The 23,416-nt window shown below is 66.6% G+C and carries 27 protein-coding genes; 12 read left to right on the top strand and 15 right to left on the bottom strand.

The genetic code is table 11. The annotated features are described in order from the left end of the window. Positions 1-61: 61 nt before the first annotated feature. Positions 62-1,975 (top strand): translational GTPase TypA, encoded by a 1,914-nt coding sequence (gene typA, locus FHS07_RS11775; RefSeq protein WP_183420070.1) that lies wholly within the window; start codon positions 62-64, stop codon positions 1,973-1,975. A 254-nt stretch (positions 1,976-2,229) separates the two neighbouring features. Here typA and FHS07_RS11770 read toward each other — a convergent pair whose 3' ends face one another. Further along, complete coding sequence (locus FHS07_RS11770; protein WP_183420069.1) at positions 2,230-2,598, bottom strand: DUF2200 domain-containing protein; 369 nt, start codon at positions 2,596-2,598, stop codon at positions 2,230-2,232. Positions 2,599-2,735: 137 nt separating this feature from the next. Further along, complete coding sequence (locus tag FHS07_RS11765) at positions 2,736-3,287, bottom strand: helix-turn-helix domain-containing protein (RefSeq protein WP_183420068.1); 552 nt, start codon at positions 3,285-3,287, stop codon at positions 2,736-2,738. A gap of 65 nt (positions 3,288-3,352) precedes the next feature. Between FHS07_RS11765 and FHS07_RS11760 the strand changes: the two genes are divergently transcribed. The 7 genes from FHS07_RS11760 to ddaH all read left to right on the top strand — a co-directional run bounded on the left by FHS07_RS11760 (position 3,353) and on the right by ddaH (position 9,024). Continuing rightward, entirely contained in the window at positions 3,353-4,081 is a 729-nt protein-coding gene (locus FHS07_RS11760; protein ID WP_183420067.1) for an AzlC family ABC transporter permease, read from the top strand. Next, positions 4,078-4,392, top strand: a complete 315-nt coding sequence (locus FHS07_RS11755; RefSeq protein WP_183420066.1) for an AzlD domain-containing protein — start codon at positions 4,078-4,080, stop codon at positions 4,390-4,392. Before FHS07_RS11760 ends, FHS07_RS11755 begins: the two co-directional genes overlap by 4 nt. Before the next feature lie 90 nt (positions 4,393-4,482). After that, entirely contained in the window at positions 4,483-4,881 is a 399-nt protein-coding gene (locus FHS07_RS11750; protein WP_183420065.1) for a histidinol dehydrogenase, read from the top strand. Between the two features lie 52 nt (positions 4,882-4,933). Then, entirely contained in the window at positions 4,934-5,254 is a 321-nt protein-coding gene (gene fdxA / locus FHS07_RS11745) for a ferredoxin (protein ID WP_055953658.1), read from the top strand. Between the two features lie 3 nt (positions 5,255-5,257). Further along, the gene (gene dapC / locus FHS07_RS11740; protein WP_183420064.1) at positions 5,258-6,361 is read left to right on the top strand and encodes a succinyldiaminopimelate transaminase; all 1,104 of its coding nucleotides are present in this window, start codon (positions 5,258-5,260) and stop codon (positions 6,359-6,361) included. Between the two features lie 274 nt (positions 6,362-6,635). Beyond that, positions 6,636-7,934 (top strand): citrate synthase, encoded by a 1,299-nt coding sequence (locus FHS07_RS11735; RefSeq protein ID WP_183420063.1) that lies wholly within the window; start codon positions 6,636-6,638, stop codon positions 7,932-7,934. Positions 7,935-8,262: 328 nt separating this feature from the next. Further along, complete coding sequence (gene ddaH, locus FHS07_RS11730) at positions 8,263-9,024, top strand: dimethylargininase (RefSeq protein WP_183420062.1); 762 nt, start codon at positions 8,263-8,265, stop codon at positions 9,022-9,024. Positions 9,025-9,117: 93 nt separating this feature from the next. Here the strand turns inward: ddaH and dapD are convergent, their stop codons facing one another. Beyond that, positions 9,118-10,038: a 2,3,4,5-tetrahydropyridine-2,6-dicarboxylate N-succinyltransferase gene (gene dapD, locus FHS07_RS11725; protein ID WP_183420061.1), complete on the bottom strand. Its 921-nt coding sequence runs from the start codon at positions 10,036-10,038 to the stop codon at positions 9,118-9,120. 44 nt (positions 10,039-10,082) lie between these two features. Here dapD and dapE point away from each other — a divergent pair, with 44 nt between their 5' ends. Together dapE and FHS07_RS11715 are read left to right on the top strand one after the other, a co-directional pair. Continuing rightward, a complete protein-coding gene (gene dapE, locus FHS07_RS11720) occupies positions 10,083-11,159 on the top strand; it encodes a succinyl-diaminopimelate desuccinylase (RefSeq protein ID WP_183420060.1) in 1,077 nt (358 codons plus the stop codon). After that, a complete protein-coding gene (locus FHS07_RS11715; RefSeq protein ID WP_343054698.1) occupies positions 11,141-12,376 on the top strand; it encodes a hypothetical protein in 1,236 nt (411 codons plus the stop codon). Before dapE ends, FHS07_RS11715 begins: the two co-directional genes overlap by 19 nt. A gap of 785 nt (positions 12,377-13,161) precedes the next feature. Here the strand turns inward: FHS07_RS11715 and FHS07_RS11710 are convergent. The 8 genes from FHS07_RS11710 to FHS07_RS11675 form a co-directional block, all read right to left on the bottom strand. Continuing rightward, the gene (locus tag FHS07_RS11710) at positions 13,162-13,719 is read right to left on the bottom strand and encodes a recombinase family protein (RefSeq protein WP_183420059.1); all 558 of its coding nucleotides are present in this window, start codon (positions 13,717-13,719) and stop codon (positions 13,162-13,164) included. Positions 13,720-14,147: 428 nt separating this feature from the next. Continuing rightward, on the bottom strand, positions 14,148-14,306 hold the full coding sequence (locus tag FHS07_RS11705) for a hypothetical protein (RefSeq protein ID WP_183420058.1): 159 nt from the start codon (positions 14,304-14,306) through the stop codon (positions 14,148-14,150). Positions 14,307-14,320: 14 nt separating this feature from the next. Continuing rightward, complete coding sequence (locus tag FHS07_RS11700) at positions 14,321-14,734, bottom strand: hypothetical protein (protein ID WP_183420057.1); 414 nt, start codon at positions 14,732-14,734, stop codon at positions 14,321-14,323. 9 nt (positions 14,735-14,743) lie between these two features. Next, on the bottom strand, positions 14,744-14,971 hold the full coding sequence (locus tag FHS07_RS11695; protein ID WP_183420056.1) for a hypothetical protein: 228 nt from the start codon (positions 14,969-14,971) through the stop codon (positions 14,744-14,746). Beyond that, positions 14,968-15,486, bottom strand: coding sequence for a hypothetical protein (locus FHS07_RS11690; protein WP_183420055.1), 519 nt, complete (start codon positions 15,484-15,486; stop codon positions 14,968-14,970). Before FHS07_RS11690 ends, FHS07_RS11695 begins: the two co-directional genes overlap by 4 nt. Positions 15,487-16,009: 523 nt before the next feature. After that, positions 16,010-16,681: a hypothetical protein gene (locus tag FHS07_RS11685; RefSeq protein WP_183420054.1), complete on the bottom strand. Its 672-nt coding sequence runs from the start codon at positions 16,679-16,681 to the stop codon at positions 16,010-16,012. Positions 16,682-16,800: 119 nt separating this feature from the next. Beyond that, entirely contained in the window at positions 16,801-17,088 is a 288-nt protein-coding gene (locus FHS07_RS11680; protein WP_183420053.1) for a hypothetical protein, read from the bottom strand. Between the two features lie 469 nt (positions 17,089-17,557). Then, positions 17,558-18,646 carry a tyrosine-type recombinase/integrase gene (locus FHS07_RS11675; RefSeq protein ID WP_183420052.1) on the bottom strand — a complete coding sequence of 363 codons (1,089 nt, stop codon included), beginning with the start codon at positions 18,644-18,646 and terminating at the stop codon, positions 17,558-17,560. Positions 18,647-18,862: 216 nt separating this feature from the next. On the opposite strand from FHS07_RS11675, the gene FHS07_RS11670 reads away from it, so the two are divergent. Beyond that, positions 18,863-19,033, top strand: a complete 171-nt coding sequence (locus FHS07_RS11670; RefSeq protein WP_074615842.1) for a DUF3117 domain-containing protein — start codon at positions 18,863-18,865, stop codon at positions 19,031-19,033. A 224-nt stretch (positions 19,034-19,257) separates the two neighbouring features. On the opposite strand, the gene FHS07_RS11665 is transcribed toward FHS07_RS11670, so the two are convergent. After that, positions 19,258-19,896 carry a class I SAM-dependent methyltransferase gene (locus FHS07_RS11665; protein WP_183420051.1) on the bottom strand — a complete coding sequence of 213 codons (639 nt, stop codon included), beginning with the start codon at positions 19,894-19,896 and terminating at the stop codon, positions 19,258-19,260. 71 nt (positions 19,897-19,967) lie between these two features. On the opposite strand from FHS07_RS11665, the gene FHS07_RS11660 reads away from it, so the two are divergent. Further along, the gene (locus FHS07_RS11660; RefSeq protein ID WP_183420050.1) at positions 19,968-20,339 is read left to right on the top strand and encodes a twin-arginine translocase TatA/TatE family subunit; all 372 of its coding nucleotides are present in this window, start codon (positions 19,968-19,970) and stop codon (positions 20,337-20,339) included. Between the two features lie 36 nt (positions 20,340-20,375). On the opposite strand, the gene FHS07_RS11655 is transcribed toward FHS07_RS11660, so the two are convergent. Genes FHS07_RS11655 through FHS07_RS11645 form a run of 3 tightly spaced genes read right to left on the bottom strand, consistent with a single transcriptional unit; the run spans position 20,376 to position 23,382 of the window. Next, positions 20,376-21,539 (bottom strand): P-loop NTPase, encoded by a 1,164-nt coding sequence (locus FHS07_RS11655; RefSeq protein ID WP_183420049.1) that lies wholly within the window; start codon positions 21,537-21,539, stop codon positions 20,376-20,378. Then, the gene (locus tag FHS07_RS11650) at positions 21,536-22,063 is read right to left on the bottom strand and encodes a DUF1003 domain-containing protein (RefSeq protein ID WP_183420048.1); all 528 of its coding nucleotides are present in this window, start codon (positions 22,061-22,063) and stop codon (positions 21,536-21,538) included. Before FHS07_RS11650 ends, FHS07_RS11655 begins: the two co-directional genes overlap by 4 nt. Then, positions 22,063-23,382: a magnesium transporter MgtE N-terminal domain-containing protein gene (locus FHS07_RS11645; RefSeq protein ID WP_183420047.1), complete on the bottom strand. Its 1,320-nt coding sequence runs from the start codon at positions 23,380-23,382 to the stop codon at positions 22,063-22,065. The genes FHS07_RS11650 and FHS07_RS11645 overlap by 1 nt, the downstream gene beginning before the upstream one ends. Positions 23,383-23,416: the final 34 nt, after the last annotated feature.

Genomic DNA, 23,416 nt, shown 5'->3' with positions numbered 1-23,416 from the left:
GCCCGGTAGACTGAGCAGGCCCGATTCCGGGCGCCACCCCGAATTTTCCTGGAGACCCTCCATGGCGCACGCCCTTCGTCCTGACCTCCGCAACGTCGCGATCGTCGCGCACGTCGACCACGGCAAGACGACCCTCGTCGATGCCATGCTCCGCCAGACCGGCTCGTTCGGTGACCACGCGCACGTCGAAGAACGCGCGATGGACTCCAACGACCTCGAGCGTGAAAAAGGCATCACGATCCTCGCCAAGAACACGGCGATCACCTACAAAGGTCTGCACAGCGACGTTCCGGTGACGATCAACGTCATCGACACCCCCGGTCACGCCGACTTCGGAGGCGAGGTCGAGCGCGGCCTGTCGATGGTCGACGGCGTCGTACTTCTCGTCGACGCGTCCGAGGGCCCGCTGCCCCAGACCCGCTTCGTGCTGCGCAAGGCCCTCGAGGCCAAGCTCCCCGTCATCCTGCTGGTCAACAAGACCGACCGCCCCGACGCGCGCATCGCCGAGGTCGAAGAAGAGGCGCACGACCTGCTGCTGGGCCTGGCGTCCGACCTCGTCGACGACGTGCCCGACCTCGACGTCGACGCGCTGCTCGACGTGCCCGTGGTCTACGCCTCGGGCCGCGCGGGTGCGGCATCGCTGAACCGTCCCGACAACGGTTCGCTGCCCGACAACGACGACCTCGAGCCGCTGTTCGGCGCGATCCTCGAGCACGTGCCCGCCCCGTCCTTCGACGACGAGGCGCCGCTGCAGGCGTGGGTCACCAACCTCGACTCGAGCCCCTTCCTCGGCCGCCTCGCGCTGCTGCGCGTCTTCAACGGCACGCTCAAGAAGGGTCAGACGGTCGCCTGGGTCCGCGCCGACGGCAGCACCAGCAATGCCCGCATCACCGAGCTGCTCAAGACCCGCGCGCTCGAGCGCTACCCCGCCGAAGACGCCGGCCCCGGCGACATCGTCGCGATCGCCGGTTTCCCCGACATCACGATCGGCGAGACCATCGCCGACCCCGAAGACGTGCGGCCGCTCAAGGCGATCACGGTCGACGACCCCGCCATCTCGATGACGATCGGCACCAACACCTCGCCGCTCATGGGCAAGGTCAAGGGCCACAAGCTCACCGCGCGCATGGTGAAGGACCGCCTCGACCGCGAGCTCATCGGTAACGTCTCGCTGAAGGTCGTCGACATCGGGCGTCCCGATGCGTGGGAGGTCCAGGGCCGTGGCGAGCTCGCGCTCGCGATCCTCGTCGAGAACATGCGCCGCGAGGGCTTCGAGCTCACCGTCGGCAAGCCCCAGGTGGTCACCAAGCGCGGCGAAGACGGCAAGCTCAAGGAGCCCTTCGAGCACCTGACCGTCGACGCCCCCGAAGAGCACCTCGGCGCGATCACGCAGCTCATGGCCGCCCGCAAGGGCCGCATGGACAACATGACCAACCACGGCACCGGCTGGGTGCGCATGGAGTTCGTCGTCCCCTCGCGCGGCCTCATCGGCTTCCGCAGCGAGTTCCTCACGGTCACGCGCGGCACCGGTATCGCCAACGCCATCTCGCACGGCTACGACGACTGGGCCGGCGCGATCACCACGCGCCAGAACGGCTCGATCGTCGCCGACCGCACGGGCGTCGTCACCCCGTTCGCGATGATCGCCCTGCAGGAGCGCATGAGTTTCTTCGTGCAGCCGACCGAAGAGGTCTACGAAGGCATGGTCATCGGCGAGAACTCGCGCGCCGACGACATGGACGTCAACATCACCAAAGAGAAGAAGCTCACGAACATGCGTTCGTCGACCTCCGACTCCTTCGAGTCGATGACGCCCCCGCGCCTGCTCACCCTCGAGGAGTCGCTCGAGTTCGCCCGTGACGACGAATGCGTCGAGGTGACGCCCGAGAAGGTGCGCATCCGCAAGGTCGTGCTCGACGCGACCGAGCGCGGCCGTTCCGCCTCGCGCCTGAAGCGTCAGGATGCCAACGCGTAAGCGTTATCCCCTCGAATCGGCCCCGCCCAGCCTCGCGCTCGGCGGGGCCTTTTCGTCGTCGCGGCACGGTTCGAGTGTCCACGACACCCGGTCGAGCCGTCGGTGGTTCCGGGTGTCTCGGACACTCGACCGATGGATGCCGCGGTCGAGGCACGCCCCGGGCGGCTCGCGACGCGGGTTGCGCGTCGTGGGGTCTGGGTCGAAAGCCCGAGACACCCGGCCGTCGTCTCGACGGCTCCAGGTGTGGCGGACAGTCACCTCGCGGGCGCCGGTGCCGTCGTACCCTCACGGAGCACCTTCGCGAGCGGCCGTCCCTTCGCCAGCTCGTCGACGACCTTGTCGAGCACCCGGATGCGGTACATGAGGGGATCCTCGATCTCCTCGACCCGGATGCCGCAGATGACGCCCGTGACCAGGTCGGCGCGCGGGTTGAGCGTCGCGTCGTCGAAGAATTCGCGGAACGTCGTGGTGCCGCTCGCGTGACGGGCGAGCTGTTCATCGTCGAAGCCCGTGACCCACCGGATCACGGCATCCAACTCGTCCTTGGTGCGTCCCTTGCGCTCGACCTTCGCGATGTAGAGCGGGTAGACGGCCGAGAACGCGACGCCGAAGATGCGGGACATGCCCGGCAGGCTAGTCCGCCTCCCCGCTCCCGTCGACCCGTCCCGCCTCAAGACAACGTTCAGTGGCCAGGAAACGCCGCGCGGGAACCCGTCGGCGCGGAGTGTCCTGGACACTCGACCTGAGGGGGAGGCGGCGGTCAGCGCGACTCGACCACGCACACCGCGCTCATGCCGGGCGTCAGCGCCTCGAAGACGTGCGGCGCGTCACCGGGATACGAGAGGTAGTCGCCGGGCGAGAGCTCGTACGGCTCGTCGGCAGGGCCCACCCGGCCGCTGCCGGTGACCATCACGAGGTGCTCCACCGTGCCCCGGGGGTGCGGGTCGGAGAGGCGTGGTGAACCCGGTTCGGCGCTCAACAGGTAGATGTCGCGCCGCGCGTGCGGGGGGCTGGCCGACAGCAGCACAGCGAGATAGTCGGATGCCGACGACGACACCGCCGTGGCCGCCTCACCCGCGCGGATCAGGGTGGGGGAGCGCACCCCCTCGTCCACGAGGATCGCGAACGGCACGTCGAGAGCGGATGCGAGGGCCCACAGCGTCTCGACGCTGGGGTTTCCGCCGCCGTTCTCGAGCTGGGACACCGTCGCCTTCGCGACGCCGGCGCGGCGGGCGAGCTCCGAGACGCTGAGATCGCGCCTCTCGCGTTCGCGTCGGAGGGTCGTCGCGATACGGTCGCCGAGATCCGTCATGTGTTCATTATGCTCACCGATCGTTCGACTTGACGAACGCCTCGTCGTCGTTCACGATGATGTTCATGCGTTCGTTTCACCGAACACCCGAGGGTGTGGCGTCCCGACAGGGTCTGGCCGTCGCCCTGGCCACGAGCGCATACGGCATCTCCTTCGGGGCCCTGTCGGTGGCATCCGGTCTCGACGTCTGGCAGACGTGCGTGCTGAGTCTGCTGATGTTCACCGGAGGGTCGCAGTTCGCCTTCGTGGGCGTCATCGCGGCCGGGGGACTCGCCGCCGCCCCGGCGGCCATCGCGTCGGCCGCTCTGCTCGGCGTGCGCAACGCCGCCTACGCGATGCGGATGGCCCCGGTCATCGCCGGCGGGTTCTGGCGCAAGGCCGCCGCGATGCAGTTCACCATCGACGAGTCCGTCGCTGTCGGACTGTCGCAGAGCACCCCGCGAGCACGCCAGAGCGGCTTCTGGGTCACCGGCATCGCCATCTGGCTGGGATGGAACGTGTCGACGCTGGTCGGTGCCCTGCTGGGTGACGTGCTGGGCGACCCCCGCACCTACGGCCTCGACGCCGCCGCGGCGGCGGCCTTCCTCGCGCTGCTGTGGCCACGGCTGCGCGGGCGCCAGCCCCTCGCTGTCGCCGCCGGTGCCGCGGTGGTCGCGGCACTCCTCACGCCGTGGCTCATGCCCGGCATCCCCGTCATCGCCGCCGCCGGCGTGGCCGTGGCGGTGGGACTGTTCGACCCGCGTTCACCGTCGCCCGCGCCGGGTGCGACGGCGGAAGAGACGGGGATGCCATGACCCTGTGGACCGCGGTGCTCGTGGCATCCATCATCTGTGTCGCGCTGAAGGCGGTGGGGTATCTGCTCCCCGCGCGGTGGCTCGATGCCCCGCGCCCGGCGCGCATCGCCGACCTCCTCACCGTGGCGCTGCTGGCTGCGCTCGTGATGGTGCAGACCGTCGCGGCCGGTCCGGCGATCGTCGTGGACGCGCGACTCCCCGCCGTGGCGGTGGCGGCCCTGCTGCTGTGGGCGCGAGCGCCGTTCCTCGTTGTTGTCGCGGGCGCGGCGGTGACGGCGGCGCTTCTGCGGCTGTGGGGCTGGGCCGTATGAGTCCGTGGACCGCTGCGAGGTGGAGAGGCGACCTCGCCGGCGATTCCTGTTCCCAGCCTCACCATCGACGCCCGCTCCTAGACTGACGCGGTGAGTTCCACGATTCTGCGCGTCATCGGGTGGGCGGTCGCCTTCTTCATCGGCGCGTTCTACGGCACGGCGGGAACCGTCGGCCAGGCGTTCCTCGTCGGGCCGGTCCCGGTCGGGTTGGTCCTGGCCACCGTCGGGAGCGCTGCGCTCCTGGTCGCGCTTCGCACCCTCACCGGTGATCGGGTGAACGCCCTCGCGGGGGGCCTCGGGATCACCGCGGCGACCTATCTCTTCTCGCAGGTAGGCCCCGGGGGCTCCGCGATCGTCTCGGCCCCGACGGTCGGCACCGAGTGGGTCCCGTTGGTGTGGACGGTCGTGGGTCCGGCGCTCATGGTCCTCGTGGCCATGTGGCCCGACTTCTCGAAGCTGCGCGCCGCTCAACGTCCCGCCGAATCTTAGGACCCCGGTCTCGCTGCGGAGTCGAGCTCCCGAGCGCGCTTAGACTGGGGGCGTGACTTACGTGATCGCCCTCCCGTGTGTCGATGTGAAGGACCGCGCCTGCATCGACGAGTGCCCCGTCGACTGCATCTACGAGGGTGAACGATCGCTCTACATCCACCCCGACGAATGCGTCGACTGCGGTGCGTGCGAGCCGGTCTGCCCCGTCGAGGCGATCTACTACGAAGACGACCTGCCCGAGGAATGGTCCGACTACTACAAGGCCAACGTCGAGTTCTTCGACGACATCGGCTCGCCCGGTGGAGCCGCCAAGGTCGGCGTGATCGCCAAGGATCACCCGGTCATCTCGCAGCTGCCCCCGCAGAGCCACTGAGCCGTGGGCGTCGCCGACCTCGCGGATTACCCCTGGGATGCGGTCGCGCCCTATGCGGAGCGCGCTCGACTACACCCCGACGGCATCGTCGATCTCTCGATCGGCTCCCCGGTCGACCCGACGCCGGCCGTCGTGGCTGCAGCTCTCGCCGACGCGACCGACGCTCATTCGTACCCGCAGACCGCCGGCACCCCGGCGCTCCGCGAGGCGATAGCCGAGTGGTATCACCGCCGCCGCGGCGTCCCCGGTCTCGAAGCCGCGAACGTTCTTCCCACAGTCGGCTCGAAAGAGCTCGTGGCACTGCTGCCCCTCCTGTTGAATCTCGGCCCCGGTGACGTCGTCGTCCACCCCCGCGCCGCGTACCCGACCTACGAGGTCGGTGCCCGTCTCGTGGGCGCCGAGGCCGTGGCATCCGATGACCCGGCCGAGTGGCCCGCCGCGGCGAAGCTCGTCTGGATCAACTCGCCCGGCAATCCCGACGGACGCGTGCTCTCGGTCGATGAACTTCAGGATGCCGTGGCGCGGGCGCGCGAGATCGGCGCCGTCCTGGCATCCGACGAGTGCTACGCCGAGCTCGGGTGGGACGCGCCGTGGGACACCGAACGCGTGCCCAGCGTGCTCGACCCGGCCGTGGTGGGCGACGACCTGGCCGGCGTGCTGTCGGTGTACTCGCTCAGCAAGCAGTCGAACCTCGCCGGGTACCGCGCGGCGTTCCTCGCCGGAGACCCGGCGCTCGTGGCGCGACTGCTGACAGGGCGAAAGCACCTCGGGCTGATGCCGCCCGCTCCCGTTCAGCGGGCGATGACCGTCGCTCTCGGCGACGACGCGCACGTGGCCGCGCAGCGCGCGCTGTACGCCCGCCGTCGCGCCCTGCTCAAGCCTGCGGTCGAAGCGGCCGGCTTCACCATCGACCGGAGCGAGGGCGGCCTCTACCTGTGGGCGACGGAGGGGCGCGACGCGTGGGAGAGCGTGGACCGCCTGGCCGATCTCGGCATCCTGGTCGGACCGGGGCACTTCTACGGGGAGCACTTTCCGAACCACGTGCGGTTCTCGCTCACGGCGACCGACGAGCGGATCGCAGCGGCGGCGGAGCGGCTCCGGGCGTAGTCCCGCGCATCGCCGCGGGCTCGCTGAGGCGGTTCGCCCGGCGCGCCACGCGAGGTTCTCAGGAGGATCCCTCCATTCGATGGGGACATCCTTTGGCGGTGTCGTCTGTACGTCGGCGTGCCTACTAGGCTGTAAAAGCACTGTGCCCGGGTCACCATCCGTGCGCGTGCCGACCCGGATGACACACCCGTGGCATCCACCGGTCGACGTGACGCGGGAGCCCCAGGACCCCGCTATCGACCACACGGGCGACCAGAAATCGCAAGGAGGCGCGGTGAGCTACGCGGGTACGCAGCACGACAAGGCCACCCTCACGGTGGGGGGTACCACCGCCGAATTCCCGGTGCTGCGAGGTACCGACGGTGTACCGAGCATCGACATGGCGTCGCTGACCAAGCAGACCGGTCATACGGCGCTCGATTACGGGTTCGTCAACACCGCCTCGACGAAGTCCGACATCACGTACATCGACGGCGACCAGGGCATCCTGCGGTACCGCGGGTATCCGATCGAGCAGCTCGCGAAGAACAGCACCTACCTCGAGGTGGCGTGGCTGCTCATCTACGGAGAGCTCCCCTCGGCGTCCGAGCTGGCGTCGTTCGACGAGCGCATCCGTCGTCACACACTGCTGCACGAAGACCTGAAGAGCTTGTTCTCGTCGCTTCCGCCGACCGCGCACCCCATGTCGGTGCTGTCGGCGGCGACGGCTGCTCTGTCGACGTATTACGAGTCGGAGTCCGACCCGCACAACCCCGAGCACGTCGAGCTCAATACGGTACGTATGCTCGCCAAGCTTCCGGTGATCGCGGCGTACGCGCACAAGAAGAGCATCGGGCAGGCGTTCCTCTACCCCGATAACTCGATGGGCTTCGTCGACAACTTCCTCAAGCTCAACTTCGGCGTCATGAGCGAGCCGTACGAGATCAACCCCGTCATGACGAAGGCCCTCGATCTGCTTCTGATGCTGCACGAGGACCACGAGCAGAACGCCTCCACCTCGACCGTCCGCCTGGTGGGCTCCACCGGCGCCAACCAGTTCGCGTCGATCTCCGCCGGCATCCAGGCCCTCTCCGGTCCTCTGCACGGCGGAGCGAACGAGGCCGTGCTGCAGATGCTCGGACGCATGCGCGATTCCGGCGAGAGCGTCGAACGCTTCGTCGAGCGGGTGAAGAACAAAGAAGCAGGCGTCAAGCTCATGGGATTCGGCCACCGGGTCTACAAGAACTACGACCCGCGCGCGAAGCTCGTCAAGGGTGCGGCAGATGAGGTGCTCGAGGCCCTCGGCGTCAGCGACCCGCTCCTCGACCTCGCCAAGGAGCTCGAGCAGATCGCCCTCGAAGACGACTACTTCAAGGAGCGTCGTCTGTACCCGAACGTCGACTTCTACACCGGCGTGATCTACAAGGCGATGGGCTTCCCGACGCGCATGTTCACGGTGCTGTTCGCCATCGGGCGCCTCCCCGGCTGGCTCGCCCAGTGGCGCGAGGCCATCACCGACCCGCAGACCAAGATCGGTCGCCCGCAGCAGCTGTACACCGGCGCTGCCGAGCGGAACTACCCCGGCATCGGCTGACACGCCGCGCCACGACGCCCCGTCCCTCCACGCGAGGGGTGGGGCGTCTCGTCGTTCCGGGCGCTGGTTCCGTCGTTCCCGGTGCTGAGCGGGGGCTGCGGTGTGCCGGCCGCGATCGTGCGGTCACGCGGTAGGTGCGAGAAACGCACCGGCGTGGAAGAAACGCCTCGTCGAGTTGTTTCTTCGACGGGAGTGCGTTTGTCGACGCGTTCCGAGCACCGGGCGCCGGACGGGGATGACGGATGCCGGATGTCGACGTCTGGGCTCGGATGGTGGATGCCGGTGAACGGAGGGCCGAGCCCGACGAGGCGAGCAGTAGGGTCGGGGCATGCCACGACTGCTCGTCCGTCGCCCTTCGCCGCTGCTCGCCGACGGCGAACTCACCCACCTCGATCGGGTCCCCGTCGACGCCGATCTCGCGCTCACGCAATGGAACGCGTACGTCGACGCTTTCCGCAGGCTCGGCTGGGACATCGTGCAGATCGCTCCCGCCGACGGCCAGCCCGACGGGGTGTTCGTCGAGGATGCCGTGGTGATGTGCGGTGAGCTTGCCGTGCTGTGCCGAGCCGGCGCCGCTTCCCGCCGCGGAGAGGCTGAGACGGTGCGTGCCGGGCTCGTGGCATCCGGAATCGAGACCGCCGAGATCGTCGCACCCGGGACACTCGACGGCGGAGACGTGCTCAAGGTCGGTCGCACGGTCTACGTGGGCGCTTCGTCGCGGTCGAACGCCGCGGGCATCGCGCAATTGCGCGAGATCGTCGAACCGCGCGGCTGGGAGGTGCGCGAAATCCCCGTGGCCAAGGTGCTGCACCTGAAGTCGGGTGTGACCGCGCTGCCGGACGGCACCGTGGTCGGGTTCGAGCCGCTCGTCGACGACCCCGCGCTGTTTCCCGTCTTCGCGGCGGTTCCGGAGGAGCACGGCACCGCGGTGGTCGTGCTCGACGAGCGCACGGTGCTGATGTCGGCGGATGCCCCGCTGACGGCCGCGTCGCATCGCGATCGCGGGCTCGAGGTCGTCACGGTCGAGGTCAGCGAATTCGAGAAGCTCGAGGGCTGCGTCACCTGCCTGTCGGTGCGCCTGCGCGACTGACGGCAGCACGTTGTCCGCGAGAAACGCCTTCCGCCCGAAGAAACGCCGTGACGGGGCGTTTCTTCGCGCGGAAGGCGTTTCTCGGAGGGGGCGTCAGGCGTGGAGCGCCTCGTTCAGCGTGACGCCGACACCGGCGCGCGCCGACGCCTCGACGGCGCCGGTCAGCGAGTTGCGACGGAACAGGATGCCGTCGCGGCCCGACAGCTCGCCGGCCTTGAGCGTGTCGTCGCCGACCTTCACCTTCGTACCGGCGGTGACGTAGAGCCCTGCCTCCACCACGCAGTCGTCGCCGAGGGAGATGCCGATGCCCGCGTTCGCACCGAGGAGCGTCCGCGCACCGATCGAAACGCGGTGGGTGCCGCCGCCCGACAGCGTGCCCATGATCGACGCGCCGCCGCCGATGTCGGTACCGTCGCCGATGACGACGCCCTGCGAGACGCGACCCTCGATCATCGAGGAACCGAGCGTGCCGGCGTTGAAGTTGACGAAGCCCTCGTGCATCACCGTCGTACCGGGGGAGAGGTGCGCACCCAGGCGCACGCGCGACGCGTCGGCGATGCGCACCCCGGCGGGCAGCACGTAGTCGGTCAGCCGGGGGAACTTGTCGAGACCCTGCAGCTGGATGCCGTGGCGCTTCAGCTGCGGGAGCAGCCGCGCCGCATCGTCGGGGTGCACGGGCCCGGCGTTGGTCCACGCGACGTTGGGGAGGTGTCCGAAGATGCCGTCGAGGTTGATCTCGTTGGGGCGCACGAGCAGGTGCGACAGCGCGTGCAGACGAAGGTAGGCGTCGACGGTCGAGCTGGGCGCCGCGTCGGCGTCGACCGTGAGCGCCACCGTCTCGACCACGACACCGCGCCGCTCGTCAGGACCGGCCGAGGCCTCGAGGGCGGTCTGCTCGGCATGCAGATCGGGGGAGGAGCCGAGGACCGGACGCGGGAACCAGGCGTCGAGCACCGTTCCGTCGAGGGTCCGCGTAGAGAGGCCGGCAGCGCTGATGCGTCGTTCGTTGCTCACCCCTTCAGGCTACCGGCGCGGGCGCGTGTGAAATGATCGGGGGCATGCCCGCGCTCGACCTCACCGCCTCGTCCGTCGACCTCACCCGGGCGATCTGCGACATCCCCAGCGTGTCCGATGACGAGACTCCTCTCGCGGATGCCATCGAGGCCGCCGTCTCCGCCTACGACCACCTCGAGGTCATCCGCGACGGCGACACGATCGTCGCGCGCACCTCGCTCGGCCGCAGCCGACGCGTGGTCATCGCCGGGCACATCGACACGGTCCCGATCAACCGCAACCTGCCCGTCGAGGACCGGGAGATCGACGGACAGGCGTTCCTCTGGGGTCGCGGCACCGTCGACATGAAGGCCGGCGTCGCGGTGCAGCTCAAGCTCGCCGCGGAACTCACCGACCCCGCGGTCGACATCACGTGGATGTGGTACGACCACGAAGAGGTCGACTCCACGCTCAACGGTCTCGGGCGTCTGTCGCGCAACCGCCCCGACCTGTTCGAGGGCGACTTCGCGATCCTCGGTGAGCCGAGCAACGGCGAGGTCGAGGGGGGCTGCAACGGCACGCTCCGCGCCCTCATCCGCACCGACGGCGTGCGGGCGCACAGCGCCCGTTCCTGGATCGGCGAGAACGCGATCCACAAGGCCGCCCCCATCCTCGCCCGCCTGGCCGAGTACCGGGCCCGCGAGATCGAGGTCGAGGGACTCGTCTACCGCGAAGGACTCAACGCCGTGCGCATCTCGGGCGGTGTCGCGGGCAATGTCATCCCCGACGCCTGCGAGGTGGAGGTCAACTACCGCTTCGCCCCCAGCCGCGACGCCGAGGGCGCCGCACGCGTCGTCCGCGATGTGTTCACCGGTTTCGAGGTCGATATCGTCGACATCGCCGAGGGGGCGCGCCCGGGGCTCGACGCGCCTCTCGCGAAAGAATTCGTGGATGCCGTCGGCGCCACGCCCACACCCAAGTACGGCTGGACCGACGTGGCGCGATTCTCGGCGCTCGGCATCCCGGCGGTGAACTACGGCCCCGGTGATCCGCACCTCGCGCACCACGACGAGGAGCGCGTGCCCGTCGCCCAGATCGACGCGGTCGAGCGCGGACTCCGCGCGTGGCTGAGCGCGTCGTGACCGCTCCCGCAGCCGTCACCACCACCGCGAACGCGTGGACGCGACTCCCCGTCGCGGCGCGGATCGCCATCGTCTACGTGGTCGCACGTCTCATCACGACGGCGTTCCTCCTGTTCGCGGCGTCGCTGTCGACCGAGGGGTCGCGATTCGGGATCGCCCCCTCGCTGTCGGATCTCGCCATCGGCTGGGACGCGCAGTGGTACTGGACGGTGGCGGTGTCGGGGTACCCCTCGCAGCTGCCGCTGGCCGAAGCGGGGCACATCGCCGAGAACGCGTGGGCGTTCATGCCGCTGTACGCCTATCTCTCGGCTGGCCTGGGATTCTTCTTCGGGTCGTGGGGCGCGGGCGCCGTCATGGTCTCGCTCGTCGCGGGCTACGGGGCGTGCGTCGTGCTGCACGCGATGCTGCGGGAACGCATCGGAGCGGATGCCGCCATGTGGGCGGTCGTGCTCTTCTCGTGCGGCCCGCTCGCCGCGCTGTTCCAGGTCGGGTACGCCGAGACGCTCTTCCTCTTCTTCCTGTTCCTGTCGATCCGGTGCGTCCAGCAACGTCGGTGGGGCTGGTTGTACCTCCTGGTGCCGGCGATGGGCTTCACCCGCCCCGGCATCCTGGCCTTCGCGCTCTTCCTCGGGCTCTACGGCATCCATCGTTTCCTTCGCCGACGCCGCGAGACACTCCCCACGCGTGACGTGGTGCACATCGTGTCGCTGGGCGCTCTCGCCACCCTCGTGGGGTTCTCATGGCAGTGGATCGCCGCTGTCGTGACCGGCGACCCGGGCGCCTACCTCGCCACCGAACTCGCCTGGCGGCGCAACTGGCTCGGCGGTGAGAGCGGGTTCGTGCCGGTCGACGGGTGGGTCCAGGCCGCGGGGTTCTGGTTCACCCAGTGGGGCCTCGGGCCCGAGACGGGCTACATCTTCCTCTTTCTCCTGGTCATCGCCGTCGCGGCGGGTCTGCTGTTGCTGCCGCAGGTGAAGAAGCTCGGGATCGAGGTGCGCCTCTGGTCGGCGAGCTATCTCATCTACCTCTTGCTGGTGTTCTTCCCGCAGTCCAGCGTCTTCCGATTGCTCGTGCCGGCGTCGCCACTCTTCGGCGCTCTCGCGGTGCCGCGATCGTTGCCGTGGCGTCTCGGGATGCTCGCCCTCGCCCTGGTCGGGCAGTGGTGGTGGATCTACAACATGTACGCCCTTGGCAACACGTATTGGCAGATTCCCTGACTTGGCGTCTTCTCGTTCTATTTTCTAGAAACTGCCCGACCTCTCAGGCGGCACCAGGCTAGCTCAGTTGGCACGGAGTTGGCACGAACGAGGCCTGGCAGCCGGGACACCGTTTGCCAACTTGTCCACAGTCACGTATGGCTGTGGAGAACTCACTAGTGGAGCGCCGTAATCTAATCGTTACATGACCATGTCTATTGGCAGATGTAGGCACAGTGCCAACGCGACCTCACGATTTTTTGCCCTCAACTTTGGTCCCGGAAACCAAAGGTCGACAGTGGCAACGGTGGGTATGCAGTGGCATGTGGGGTTCTCTGGTGTCGCGGTGCAGCCGTTGGTGTACCCAAGGCTGTAGCCGCTCGGCGGGGGAGTAACGGGACTATTTCCCGTCATACCTAAGCCGTCTGTGCAGGCTGTGCGGGCAAAAACAGATGCGTAAGCCCCTGCGATGTCCGTACGGCGTCGTACGCTATGAACGGAGAAAGGCTCCGGGAGTTATGAACCCGAAGCCTTCTCCTGAGAAACAGTTCCGGTCCTGTCTGACCGTGAACAGCGGTAGTCCTGGCTGACTACTAACGGTTGCCCCGCGCAGGGCCTGCTCACAGCGCCAACTGTGAGTGGGCCTTGGGGCTATCCGTTTGGATAATCGTACGCGCAAACTGTTGCATGTATGCAACCTCCGGGCAAGCACGCTTGTCTTGATGTCAAGCGCACGCACGCATGGTCGTCTACGGGCCTCCCTGCCACGACAGCATCGTGGAGGAGTACTCCGACTACAGAATCTTCTACAGGGTCGCCAGAACCCGGTACAAGGTCGCCGGGCTGATGTCGACCATGCGGGCGATGTCGGCGCGGCTGTGGTCACCGCTCTTCACGAGCTTCTTGATGGTGGCCAGCTTCTTGGCGTCCACCACGGAGCGACGGCCACCTACGCGGCCCTGTGCCTTCGCGGCCTCCAGTCCTGCCTTCGTGCGTTCCACGATGGTGTCTCGCTCAAGCTGAGCGAACGCGGCCATGATGGTGAGCATGGCCTGTCCCATCGGCCCAGAGGTATCAATCTTCTCCGTGAGGGACCGGAACGTGGCTCCCTTGGCGGTGATGTCCTCCACTGCCTGAAGTACGTGCATCGTCTTTCGTCCAACGCGGTCGAACTTCCAGATGACTACCTCGTCACCCTCCTCCAGCCGGTCGATGAGCTTGTCCCACTCAGGGCGGGACGCCAGGGTGCCGCTCACGCCCTCGTCGGCGTAAATCTTCTTGAGGTCCAGCCCTGCCATAGCGTCACGCTGGAGTTGGCTGGACTGGTCCTTGGTGCTGGTGCGGATGTACCCGAAGCTTGCCATGAAAGAAGTTTCTCAAAACCTGGCTCTCATTACTACCTCAAGTGAGAGATATTTTTGAGAGAAGGATTTCAAGCTGGGAGGGTGCCTACACGTACTCTCACCAGACCTTCATTTCTGAGAGACAGCAACGGCCCACCCCGGCATCTCAAAAAGGGTGGGCCGTGCTGTGAGCATCCGTCGTGACGCCCCGGCTGACTAAGGGCTAAGGAGTCCCGGGTTCGAGGCATCACGTGAAGCTCTCGCCCCTCCTCCCGGTCCCGCACTGGACGGGTTCGGTATTTGCCGAGGAGCGGGCAGTTTGTGGTGAGTCACCCCCAGCCGCCCTACAGGAGGAGAATCCCATACGGCTGGGGGTGACTCGTGCCCCTCCTCCCGGTCCTACACAGCGGCAGGTTCGGCTTTTGTCGAGGAGCGGGCAAGTCTGGGGTTTAGAGGTTCGACAGCCGTTCGATTGCGGCCCGGTCGGCTTCGGTCTGGTCGTCACCGAATCGTGCGGGCTGGTAGATGGTCTTCAGCATGGCCTCTTCGGCTAGTGCGGTCTTCCGCATCTCGCTGCGCCAGGCTCGGGATTCTGCGTCGTCGGTCATGGTGTGCTCCTGTGTCAGCCGATGTAGGCGATGGTCTGCGAGGTCTGGCCGCGACCGTACTTCTGGAAAATGGCGGCTACGGCGTCGGCCCGCTCTGCTGTGTTCTCAAGCTTTCGAGCTTCGGCAAGCTCTGTCTCGCGTAGGAGATTTGCCAGGCTTGGGTCCTTATCCCACGGACGCACGTTGTCAGGAGTCTCGCCCCAGCGGAACCTGACCTCGTTCCAGCGGGCCTGCTGCTCGTCTTCTGAGTAGTCCAGCCAGCTATCGCCGTTGACATCCTTGGTCGCGTCGTAGCGGGCTTGAGAGATTTCTACCTGCTGACCACGGTTTACGAGTGTCCCCATCGACCCCCAGCCAGCGTTTGGGTTCGCGTCGGGAAGGGTGATGGTCGTCAACGCATGGAGCGTCTTCGGGAAGGTGTTTGTCATGGTTAGTCCTTAGGGAAGAAGTACTTCAAAACGCTCGGAACCGTAGGCGGCTCGTTGCTCTGCTGGGGTTAGTTGGAGCCATGAACGGCCCTGGGTGTCACGGGTGTTCTCGAACATCTGAGCGCTGATGTCGATAACGTCGCCGGGTGCTACTGGGTAGCCACTCACGCCCTCGTCCGCCATTGTGAAGAAGCTCAGCGCTCGGATTCGGCGCGGATAAGTCTCGTACGTGGTCATCGGTCGTCCTTCTTCAGTTGGGCCTCTAGCTGGTCCACAAGGTCGCGGAGGTCGTCGCTACGTGAGAGGAGTGCACGGCTCAGAGAGTCGAACGCGCTGGGATTCATGAGGAGAAAGTCCCGCAATCCCAGCGAGATATCACGAGTTGCCTTGGCCCAGTCCAGTTCTTCAAGATTCGTGACGCCGAGACGGCTAGAGAGCATGGACAACACGGAAAGTTCGTTCTTCTGCGCGGTAGCTCGTGACGCCGGTGTCCCAGTGCGGTCGGCAACCTCTCGTGCCTGGCGCGTGGAGTTGGCCAGGGCCAGGAGTCGTGCAAGGACATCAGGAATATCCGCCTCATCGGACGGCACCTTGCCTAGCACATCGCTCATACTGATGGATTTGTGCCTTTGCAGGCTCGATTCAGAGAGCGTCCACTTACGTGCCAGCGTGGCAATGGGGACACCCTCTAGGATTCCGCGCTCGATTTCTTCCCGAGCAGGATGTGACTTTACAGTACTGATTCGCCCCATGATTTCCCAATGTTTTGTCAGTATGTAGGGCCGGTGCGGATTCCAGTCAAGACACCGGCCCTACTATTACTATCGCTCGTTCTCACTCGGCTTATCGACGGATGGGCAAAGTATCGCAGTTTATCGAAGGGCTATCCCAACAGGCCTGAGACATCAACCTCCCGGTTAGGGTCATATCCCCATGTCCAGTGACCTGGGCTCCATTCATTGATGACTGTTTTCTCCCTGTCCCACACACAGGAGCTAAGAGCCCTCAGCATCTTGATGCGGTCTGTCGCTTGGGAGCGTGTCATGGAATCCCACGGCGAGAGTGCCACTTGAAGGCGCTTCTCCATCCCACGGCCCAGCCTGATTTGGCCCGGCGTAGCGGGTTCTGAGTGATTGCTCATGATGATTTCCTATACGTGTCACGGGAGCTATTTTCAAGAATGAGCTCAAGCTGCTTCACTGCTTCTGTCAGCCTGTCGTCGCGTAGCGACATGCGGCTGAGTACTAGGTCATATTCAGCAAGCAAGCTCATGGGTCAAATCCCAGCTACTAGGAAGTCAACTTCAGAACCCATCCACGATTCAGAAATCACATCATCAATCTTCACCGCGCCGTCGCTCGCGCCGTCAGGCGAGAGAGCGACTGTGGGCGCGAGGGTCTTACCTGTGTTACAGGTCTTATTGTGGGGATTGCGCACCCCTCCAATGGGGATTGCGCACCCCTCCAATGGGGAATAGAGACCTTCTGGTGAGGAATTGACCACTTCCTGTTTCGCTTCGGGAGTTTGCGCCTGTGGGATTTCTTCCGCTGAGGTTTCCTCTGTGAAGGCCTCGGGGGTCCAGTGCCGGTCTTTCAGATTCAGTACCTGGTCCACGAACACTGAACGGCGGAAGCTGTAAATCTCGCTCGTGGTGCCTACGTTGTGCCGTTGCTCACCCGTGACCTTAAGAACTTCTTTGGCCTTCAGGAAGGTGAGAACGCGTCGAACCGTCTTGCGGTCGGTTCCCGAATCTTCGGCCAGGGTGATTTGAGTTGCACGTGCACGGGTGCCCGAACCATAATCCACGTGCTGAGCGAGGGACATCCCGACTCCCCATACTGCTCGCCGGGTGATTCCGTTCAGGGCAAGGGTGTAATTCGGGATGTGCTCCAGAAACTCACGAAATTCCGGAGCGGACAACTGTTGTGGGTCGCTTGGCTTTGCCATGATTTCCTCAAATCGTTTGGACGTACCTCTTATACGTCCCTCCTATATATCGCGCAAAACGAGCCACCCTCCGCGGTGCAGATTTGAGGAAAGAACCCCGCGGAGGGCGTTTCCCCATTTTACTTCCTATTTTCTTCTTCCAGCGCTTTCTTCTTCTCAAGGAGGGCGCGGTTATAGGCGCGAACTGCCAGCGTGCAGGCATCACATCGGCACTTGTGATGCCAATAGATTTTTGGCTGGCCGTGTTCCTGCCCTTCGGGAAGGTCGACCGGGGGCTTGCCCGATAGAGGCCGAACAGGAGATTTACGGGTCGGCGTCCCTACCACGGGCGTTGTGTTGATTTTCTCTGCACGCTTTTGCACACGCACTGCATCCGGCTTGGTCGGGGTCACGAACTTGACCTCCACGGGCCTGAGGGTCATGTCCCGCTGCTGACGCCTACGTGTCTCCGTGCGAGCACGCTGCGCGCTCACACAAGAGTCGCACCGGCAGTCGTGCTTGCTGTAACAGGTACTTGTCGAGCCGTGTGGGTGGTCATCGGGGCATCCCCTCCGAACCTCATGGGGATTGCGTGCCGCCCACTCCGCACGCGCGGTCTGGAGGGCTGTGAAAGCCTCTGCGCTGGCATGTACGGCCTTCTGGGCCTCGCTGCGCGCACGAGCCACAAGAAGCCCTCTGGCGTCGTCTGTGGGTGCGTAAGCGGCTTCCGCGACGAGTTGCCGTTGGCGGAGCTCGGGAAGGTTGAGTGCGCGCAGTTCTGCGACTGCATGTAGGAGATTCATGCTTTATATATCGCGCACCGATGACCTTACGCGCGGGCCAGTACACATGCCGCAACGTTCATGGTGCGGTGCGCTATCTATGCCCGTCGTCTTTCTAGAAACTCATCTGTCCCACAATTTGTTTCTGACGCTCCGCGTCGCTGTGCTGGTACCGCATGGCACTTCTGTAGTCGTCATGTCCTGCTCTCGCCATGAGGTCGGCAAGAGTCGCGTGCTGACCGAACAGGGTCAGGTGCACGTGACGGATGTCGTGAATGTGCAAGTCCGTCAGACCTGCCTGAGAGCGAAGGGCTGTAAATCTCTTGAGCAAGCCGTAGTAGCCCATGCGTTTCCCTAAGCTCGTCTTGAAGACCGGTTCTTCGGCGCTGGGCTTCCGTTCGTTCCAGAGACTCAGGAGGGCGTCTACAACTTCCTGAGGGACCGCAAGATGACGCTTACCGTCCTTCTTGCCCTTGGTGCCTTCCGTCATCCCAAACTCGGAATAATGCTTGTTGACCAGAATCATGCCCTGGTTCAGGTCTACGTCTTGCCAATCGAGTGCCAGCGCCTCACCAACCCGCATCCCGGTTCCCAGGAGTACCCACAGGAGAGTTCTCATCTGAAGGTCGGGTTCCAACAAGAGGAGGAGCTTCACGTCCTCCAGGGTGAAAGTGGGGCGCTTGTTGGAGTGGTCCCGGCTAGAGGCCTCCACCTGACAAGGATTCTTCTTGGTGAGTCCGTCCTTGAGCGCCTTCCTCATGAGGCGGGACATGACCATGTACGCACCCCTGCGCTGGTTTCTGTTGTTGTCCATCGCGGCCCACCAACGTTCTACGTCGGAAATCCTGATGTCAGCAACGGCCATTTTCCCAAAGGTGGGGATGAGGTAGCCCTGGAGGAGCTTGTTGTACTTATGGAACGTGCTCCTCTGAATCGCGCCACTGCTGTACCGGGTGCTTAGGGTGCGTTCCGCGTACCGCTCGAACGGCTCCCTGCCCGCCGCGATGCTGTGGTCCTTCGTCACGCTGGACACTGGGACGTACCCGGCCTCCGCGATGATGTCGGCCCGCATCAGTTCGCGGTGAGCTTCCTGCGGCGTGGAGAACGTGCCCAGTGACACGTACGTTCCGCGTGCAGCGTCCCAGCGCCGCGCCTGGTGCTTGCCCGACGGGAGCTTACGAACGCTCCCGGTGTCCTTCGTCATCTTGACCTCCTGCTGGCATGTACGCCTGAGGCGGTCGTTTGTCGAAGCAAAGCTGGCACGAACTTGGCACGGTACCTGCGTTCCCAGTCGCCACCTGTCGTTCAGGGGCGTTGGCAGATTCCCTGACCTCGCGTCGCCCGGTGACGACCTTTGACGGCGGGTTGCGCCGGTGACCGACTAAACTAGTCGAAGAGCAATCATGAGAAGGGGGCCGCGATGGCAGCCATGAAGCCACGTACCGGTGACGGACCGATGGAGGCCGTGAAGGAGGGTCGGTTGATCATCGTACGCGTGCCGCTCGAGGGGGGTGGACGACTCGTCGTCTCCGTGAACGATGCCGAGGCGAAAGAACTTTACGACGTCCTCGGTGGCGTCGTCACCGCCTGACGACCGTCAACGTGTGAAGGCCGGCCCCTCGGGGTCGGCCTTCCGTGTTTTCCGGGGCGGGTGGGCTGCGCGGGTTCTGCGGATGATCCGTGCTTCCGACGGGCCCTGCCGGCGTGCGCGGAAGAAACCCCGCGTGCGCGGGAATGCCCGGTGAACAGCGAGGCCTGGTCCATCGGCTCGGGACCCACGAAGAATCCACCGATCGCGAGACCGCTCTCCGTCGCTCAGGCGTCGGTCGGGCGCGTCGTCAACTGCAGGAGGCCCTCGCCGGTGGTCGACAGGGCGCCGATCACGGCGGGCGAGGTCTGCACCTCTTGGATGAGCGAGCGGTAGGCCGTCGTCACGGCGTCGCGCCGCACGGGGTCGGCGACCGCCCCGTTCGCGAGCACACGGGGGATGAGGACCGTGCCGCCGGCGCGAACCAGTCGCAGCCCATGCTCGACGTATTCGATCACGCCCTCGGGATCGGCGTCGATGAACACGATGTCGTACGACGCCTCGTTCATGCGCGGCAGGACATCGGATGCCCGACCGGTGATGAAGCGTGCACGCGCGGCGGGGACGCGCGCCTCGATGAACGCGGACCTCGCGGCACCGAGATGCTCGGGTTCGTTGTCGATGGTCGTGAGGGTCGCGCGCGGTGAACCGTGGAGCAGCCAGAGGCCGGAGACACCGCCGCCGGTGCCGACCTCGACGATGTTCAGGGCTCGGGAGGCCGCCGCGATGACCGCCGCCTGCGCACCGACCGCCGCGCTGATGGGCGCAGCGCCCAGTTCGAGAGCGTGCGCCCGTGCGCGAGCGATGTGCTCGGGCTCGACCGTCGACTCCTGCACGAACCGCTCGTTCGCCTGCTGACCGCTCACGTGGACCTCCTCGTTCAGGCTAGACGGCCGATCGGTGCGGGACCCCCAGGCGCGGCCGGTAATCTGTAGCCATGTTCTTCGGGCTCACGATCGAGAAGCTCATGCTGATCGGCGTGATCGCGGCGGTCCTCATCGGACCGGAGCGCCTGCCCCGCTACGCAGAGGCGCTGGCCAAGTTCACGAGGCGCGCGAAAGAGACCATGCAGGGCGCGCGGTCGCGGATGCGCGACGAGATGGGCCCCGAGTTCGACGACGTCGACTGGAAGAAGCTCGATCCGCGTCAGTACGACCCGCGCCGCATCATCCGCGAGGCTCTGCTCGACGACACTCCGACCGCGACGATGCGCGCGGCGGGAGCGGCGGCTCTGGCTGCCCGCGAGAAGCCCGAGACGACGCCCTTCGTCGCGGGGGAGCGTCCCCCGTTCGACGACGAGGCCACCTGACGCCGGCCCCTCGCGCGGACAGCTGAGGGATCGGGGTCAGACGCCGAGACGCAGCGGCTTGCCGGCGAGTCCACGCGGACGCACCGCGAGGGCCGCGGCGGCGGTGTTTATCGCGCGGGCCGCGGGATCGTCGGGGTTCGCAACGACGACCGGACGCCCGTCGTCGCCGCCGGTCCGCAGGGCGGAACTCAGGGGGACGGATGCCAGCAGGGGCACGTCGTCGTTCCCGCTCGAGAGGGCGCGGGCCACGGCTTCGCCGCCGCCGGCGCCGAACAGGTCGAGCAGGGTCCCGTCGGGGAGGGTCATCGCGGACATGTTCTCGATCACGCCGATGGGGCGCTGGCCGGTCTGGCGAGCCACGAGCCCCGACCGGACGGCGACGTCGGCGGCGGCCGCCTGCGGGGTCGTCACGACGAGCACGTCGGCGTGGGGGAGCAGCTGGCCGACCGAGATCGCCACGTCGCCCGTGCCCGGCGGCATGTCGAGCAACAGCACGTCGAGATCGCCGAAGAACACGTCGGTGAGGAACTGCTGCACGGTACGGTGCAGCATCGGACCGCGCCAGGCCACCGCGCCCGCGGCGTCTTCTCCCGGGCGGCGCAGGAACATGCCGATGGAGATGACCTTCACGCCGTAGGCGACGGGCGGGAGGATGAGGTCGTCGAGCTTCGTCGGTGCCGGCGGCAGGCCGTCGGCGTCGACCAGGCCGAGCAGGCCCGGGATCGAGAAGCCGTGCACGTCGGCATCCACGAGTCCGACGCGAAGGCCCCGCGCCGCGAGGGCCACGGCGAGGTTGGCGGTGATGGTGGACTTGCCGACGCCGCCCTTGCCGCTCGTCACGGCGATGACGCGGGTGAGCGAGTCGGGGCCGAAGGGCATCTCCCGCTTCGCCCGCCCGCCGCGGAGCTTCTCGGTGAGGGCCTTGCGCTCGTCGGGCGACATCACGCCGATCCGCACGTCGACGGCGTCGATGCCGGTGACCGAGGCCGCGGCATCCCGGACATCGCGTTCGATGCGATCGGCGGCCGGGCAGCCGACGATCGTCAGTGCTATCGCGACCTGGGCGGTGGACCCGTGCACCTCGACGCCGCGCAGCATGTCGAGCTCCCCGAGGGGACGGCGCAACTCGGGATCGGTGACGGCTGCGACGGACGCGCGGACGCGCTCAACGAGCTCGGCCGTCGTGAGCGCCGCCGTCACGAGCCGGACCGCGGGTGCTCGTCGTGCTCGTCGAGACGCTCGAGGGCGGCTTTGAGCTCGGCGCGCAGCGTGTCTTTCGTGATGACCTCGTCGGTCAGGTCACGCACGGCCATGCGCAGTGCGACGATCTCGCGGGCGAGGTACTCGGTGTCGGCGAGGTTGCGTTCGGCGCGCTGGCGGTCCTGCTCGATCTGCACGCGGTCGCGGTCGTCCTGCCGGTTCTGCGCGAGCAGGATGAGAGGGGCTGCATACGATGCCTGCAGCGAGAGCACGAGGGTCAGAGCCGTGAAGCCGATCGCGGCGGAGTCGAAGCGCAACTCGTCGGGTGCGAATGAGTTGAAGGCCATCCACACGACGCAGAAGAGCGTGAGCGAGAGCAGGAAGGTGGGCGTTCCCATCGCGCGGGCGACCCACTCGGTGAAGCGCCCGAAACGATCGCGGGACGGCTGCGGGGCGCGGGGGGCGAGAACCCCGGTGCGTCCACGGGGTGCGTCGAGGGCGGGACGTCGGTTGGTGCGTGCCATCAGCGCCTCCTCGGGGTGTGCGGGACCTGGGTGGGAATGCTCCCCGTCGCGAGCTGCCGGGTCGTCGTCTTGGGTTTCGGATCGTCGCTGTCGTGCGTGCGCCAGTCGTCGGGCAGCAGGTAGTCGAGCACGTCATCGACGCTGACGCAGCCGACGAGACGATGCGCCCGGTCGACCACGGGCAGCGACACGAGGTTGTAGCTGGCGAGCAGGCGCGCCACCTCGGCGGCGCTGGCGTCGGCGGGCACGGGCTCGAGGGTGTCGTCGATGATGGCGCCGAGTCGCTCGTGCGGCGGGTAGCGCAGCATCCGCTGGAAATGCACCGTGCCCAGAAGCCGCCCGGTGGGCGTCTCGTACGGCGGGAGGGTGATGAACACGGATGCCGCGAGTGCGGGGTGCAGCTCGTGACGGCGGATGAGGGCGAGAGCCTCGGCCACTGTGGCATCCGCCGACAGAACGATGGGCTCGGGGGTCATGAGACCGCCGGCGGTGTCGGGCCCGTACTGCAGCAGGGCGCGCACATCGTCGGCCTCCTCGGGCTCCATCAGCTCGAGCAGCTGCTCGGAGCGGGACTCGGGCAGCTGGCCGAGGAGGTCGGCCGCGTCGTCGGGCTCCATGGCGTCGAGGATGTCGGCGGCGCGCTCGTCGCCGAGCTGCTCGAGGATGTGCACCTGCTCGTCTTCGGGCATCTCTTCGAGGGCGTCGGCGAGGCGGTCGTCGCTGAGCTCTTCCGCCACCTCGATGAGGCGCTCCTCGGGCAGGTCGAGAAGGGTGTTGGCGAGATCGGCGGGCTTGAGCTCGGAGTAGGTGGCGACGAGCTGTTCGGCGGACTGCGCCTCGCCGGGCGTCTGGTTCTCACGCACCTCGCCCCAGGCGGCGAACGTCGTCGCTCCCTTGGCGAACGGGGAGGCGCTCGTGCGCGGGCGACGGAGGAACAGCTGGCCCACGTCCCATTCGCCGAGCCGGTTGCGTTCGATCGCGACGTCTTCGATCACCGCGCCGCCCGACCCGTCGACCAGGCTCACTCGGCGCCCGAGCATCTCGGCCATCACCCGCACTTCGCCACCGCGCTGCTGGAAGCGGCGCACGTTGATGAGGCCGGTAGTGATCACCTGACCGGACTGGATGGAGGTGACCCGCCCGATGGACACGAACACATGTCGACGGCCGGGAATCTCGACGACGAGCCCCACGACGCGCGGCGCCGCAGACGCGCGGTAGATCACCACGACGTCGCGCACCTTGCCCAGACGGTCTCCCGCCGGGTCGAACACCGTGCAGCCCGTCAAGCGGGCGACGAAAACCCTCTGCGTGCTCACCGGTCCAGCGTAGTCCGCAGGTCTCGGTGAACAC

The organism is Microbacterium proteolyticum, assembly GCF_014192415.1.
GTDB lineage: Bacteria > Actinomycetota > Actinomycetes > Actinomycetales > Microbacteriaceae > Microbacterium > Microbacterium proteolyticum.
The sequence above is the reverse complement of the archived record's forward strand: the minus strand, read 5'-3'. Positions and strand labels throughout refer to the sequence as shown.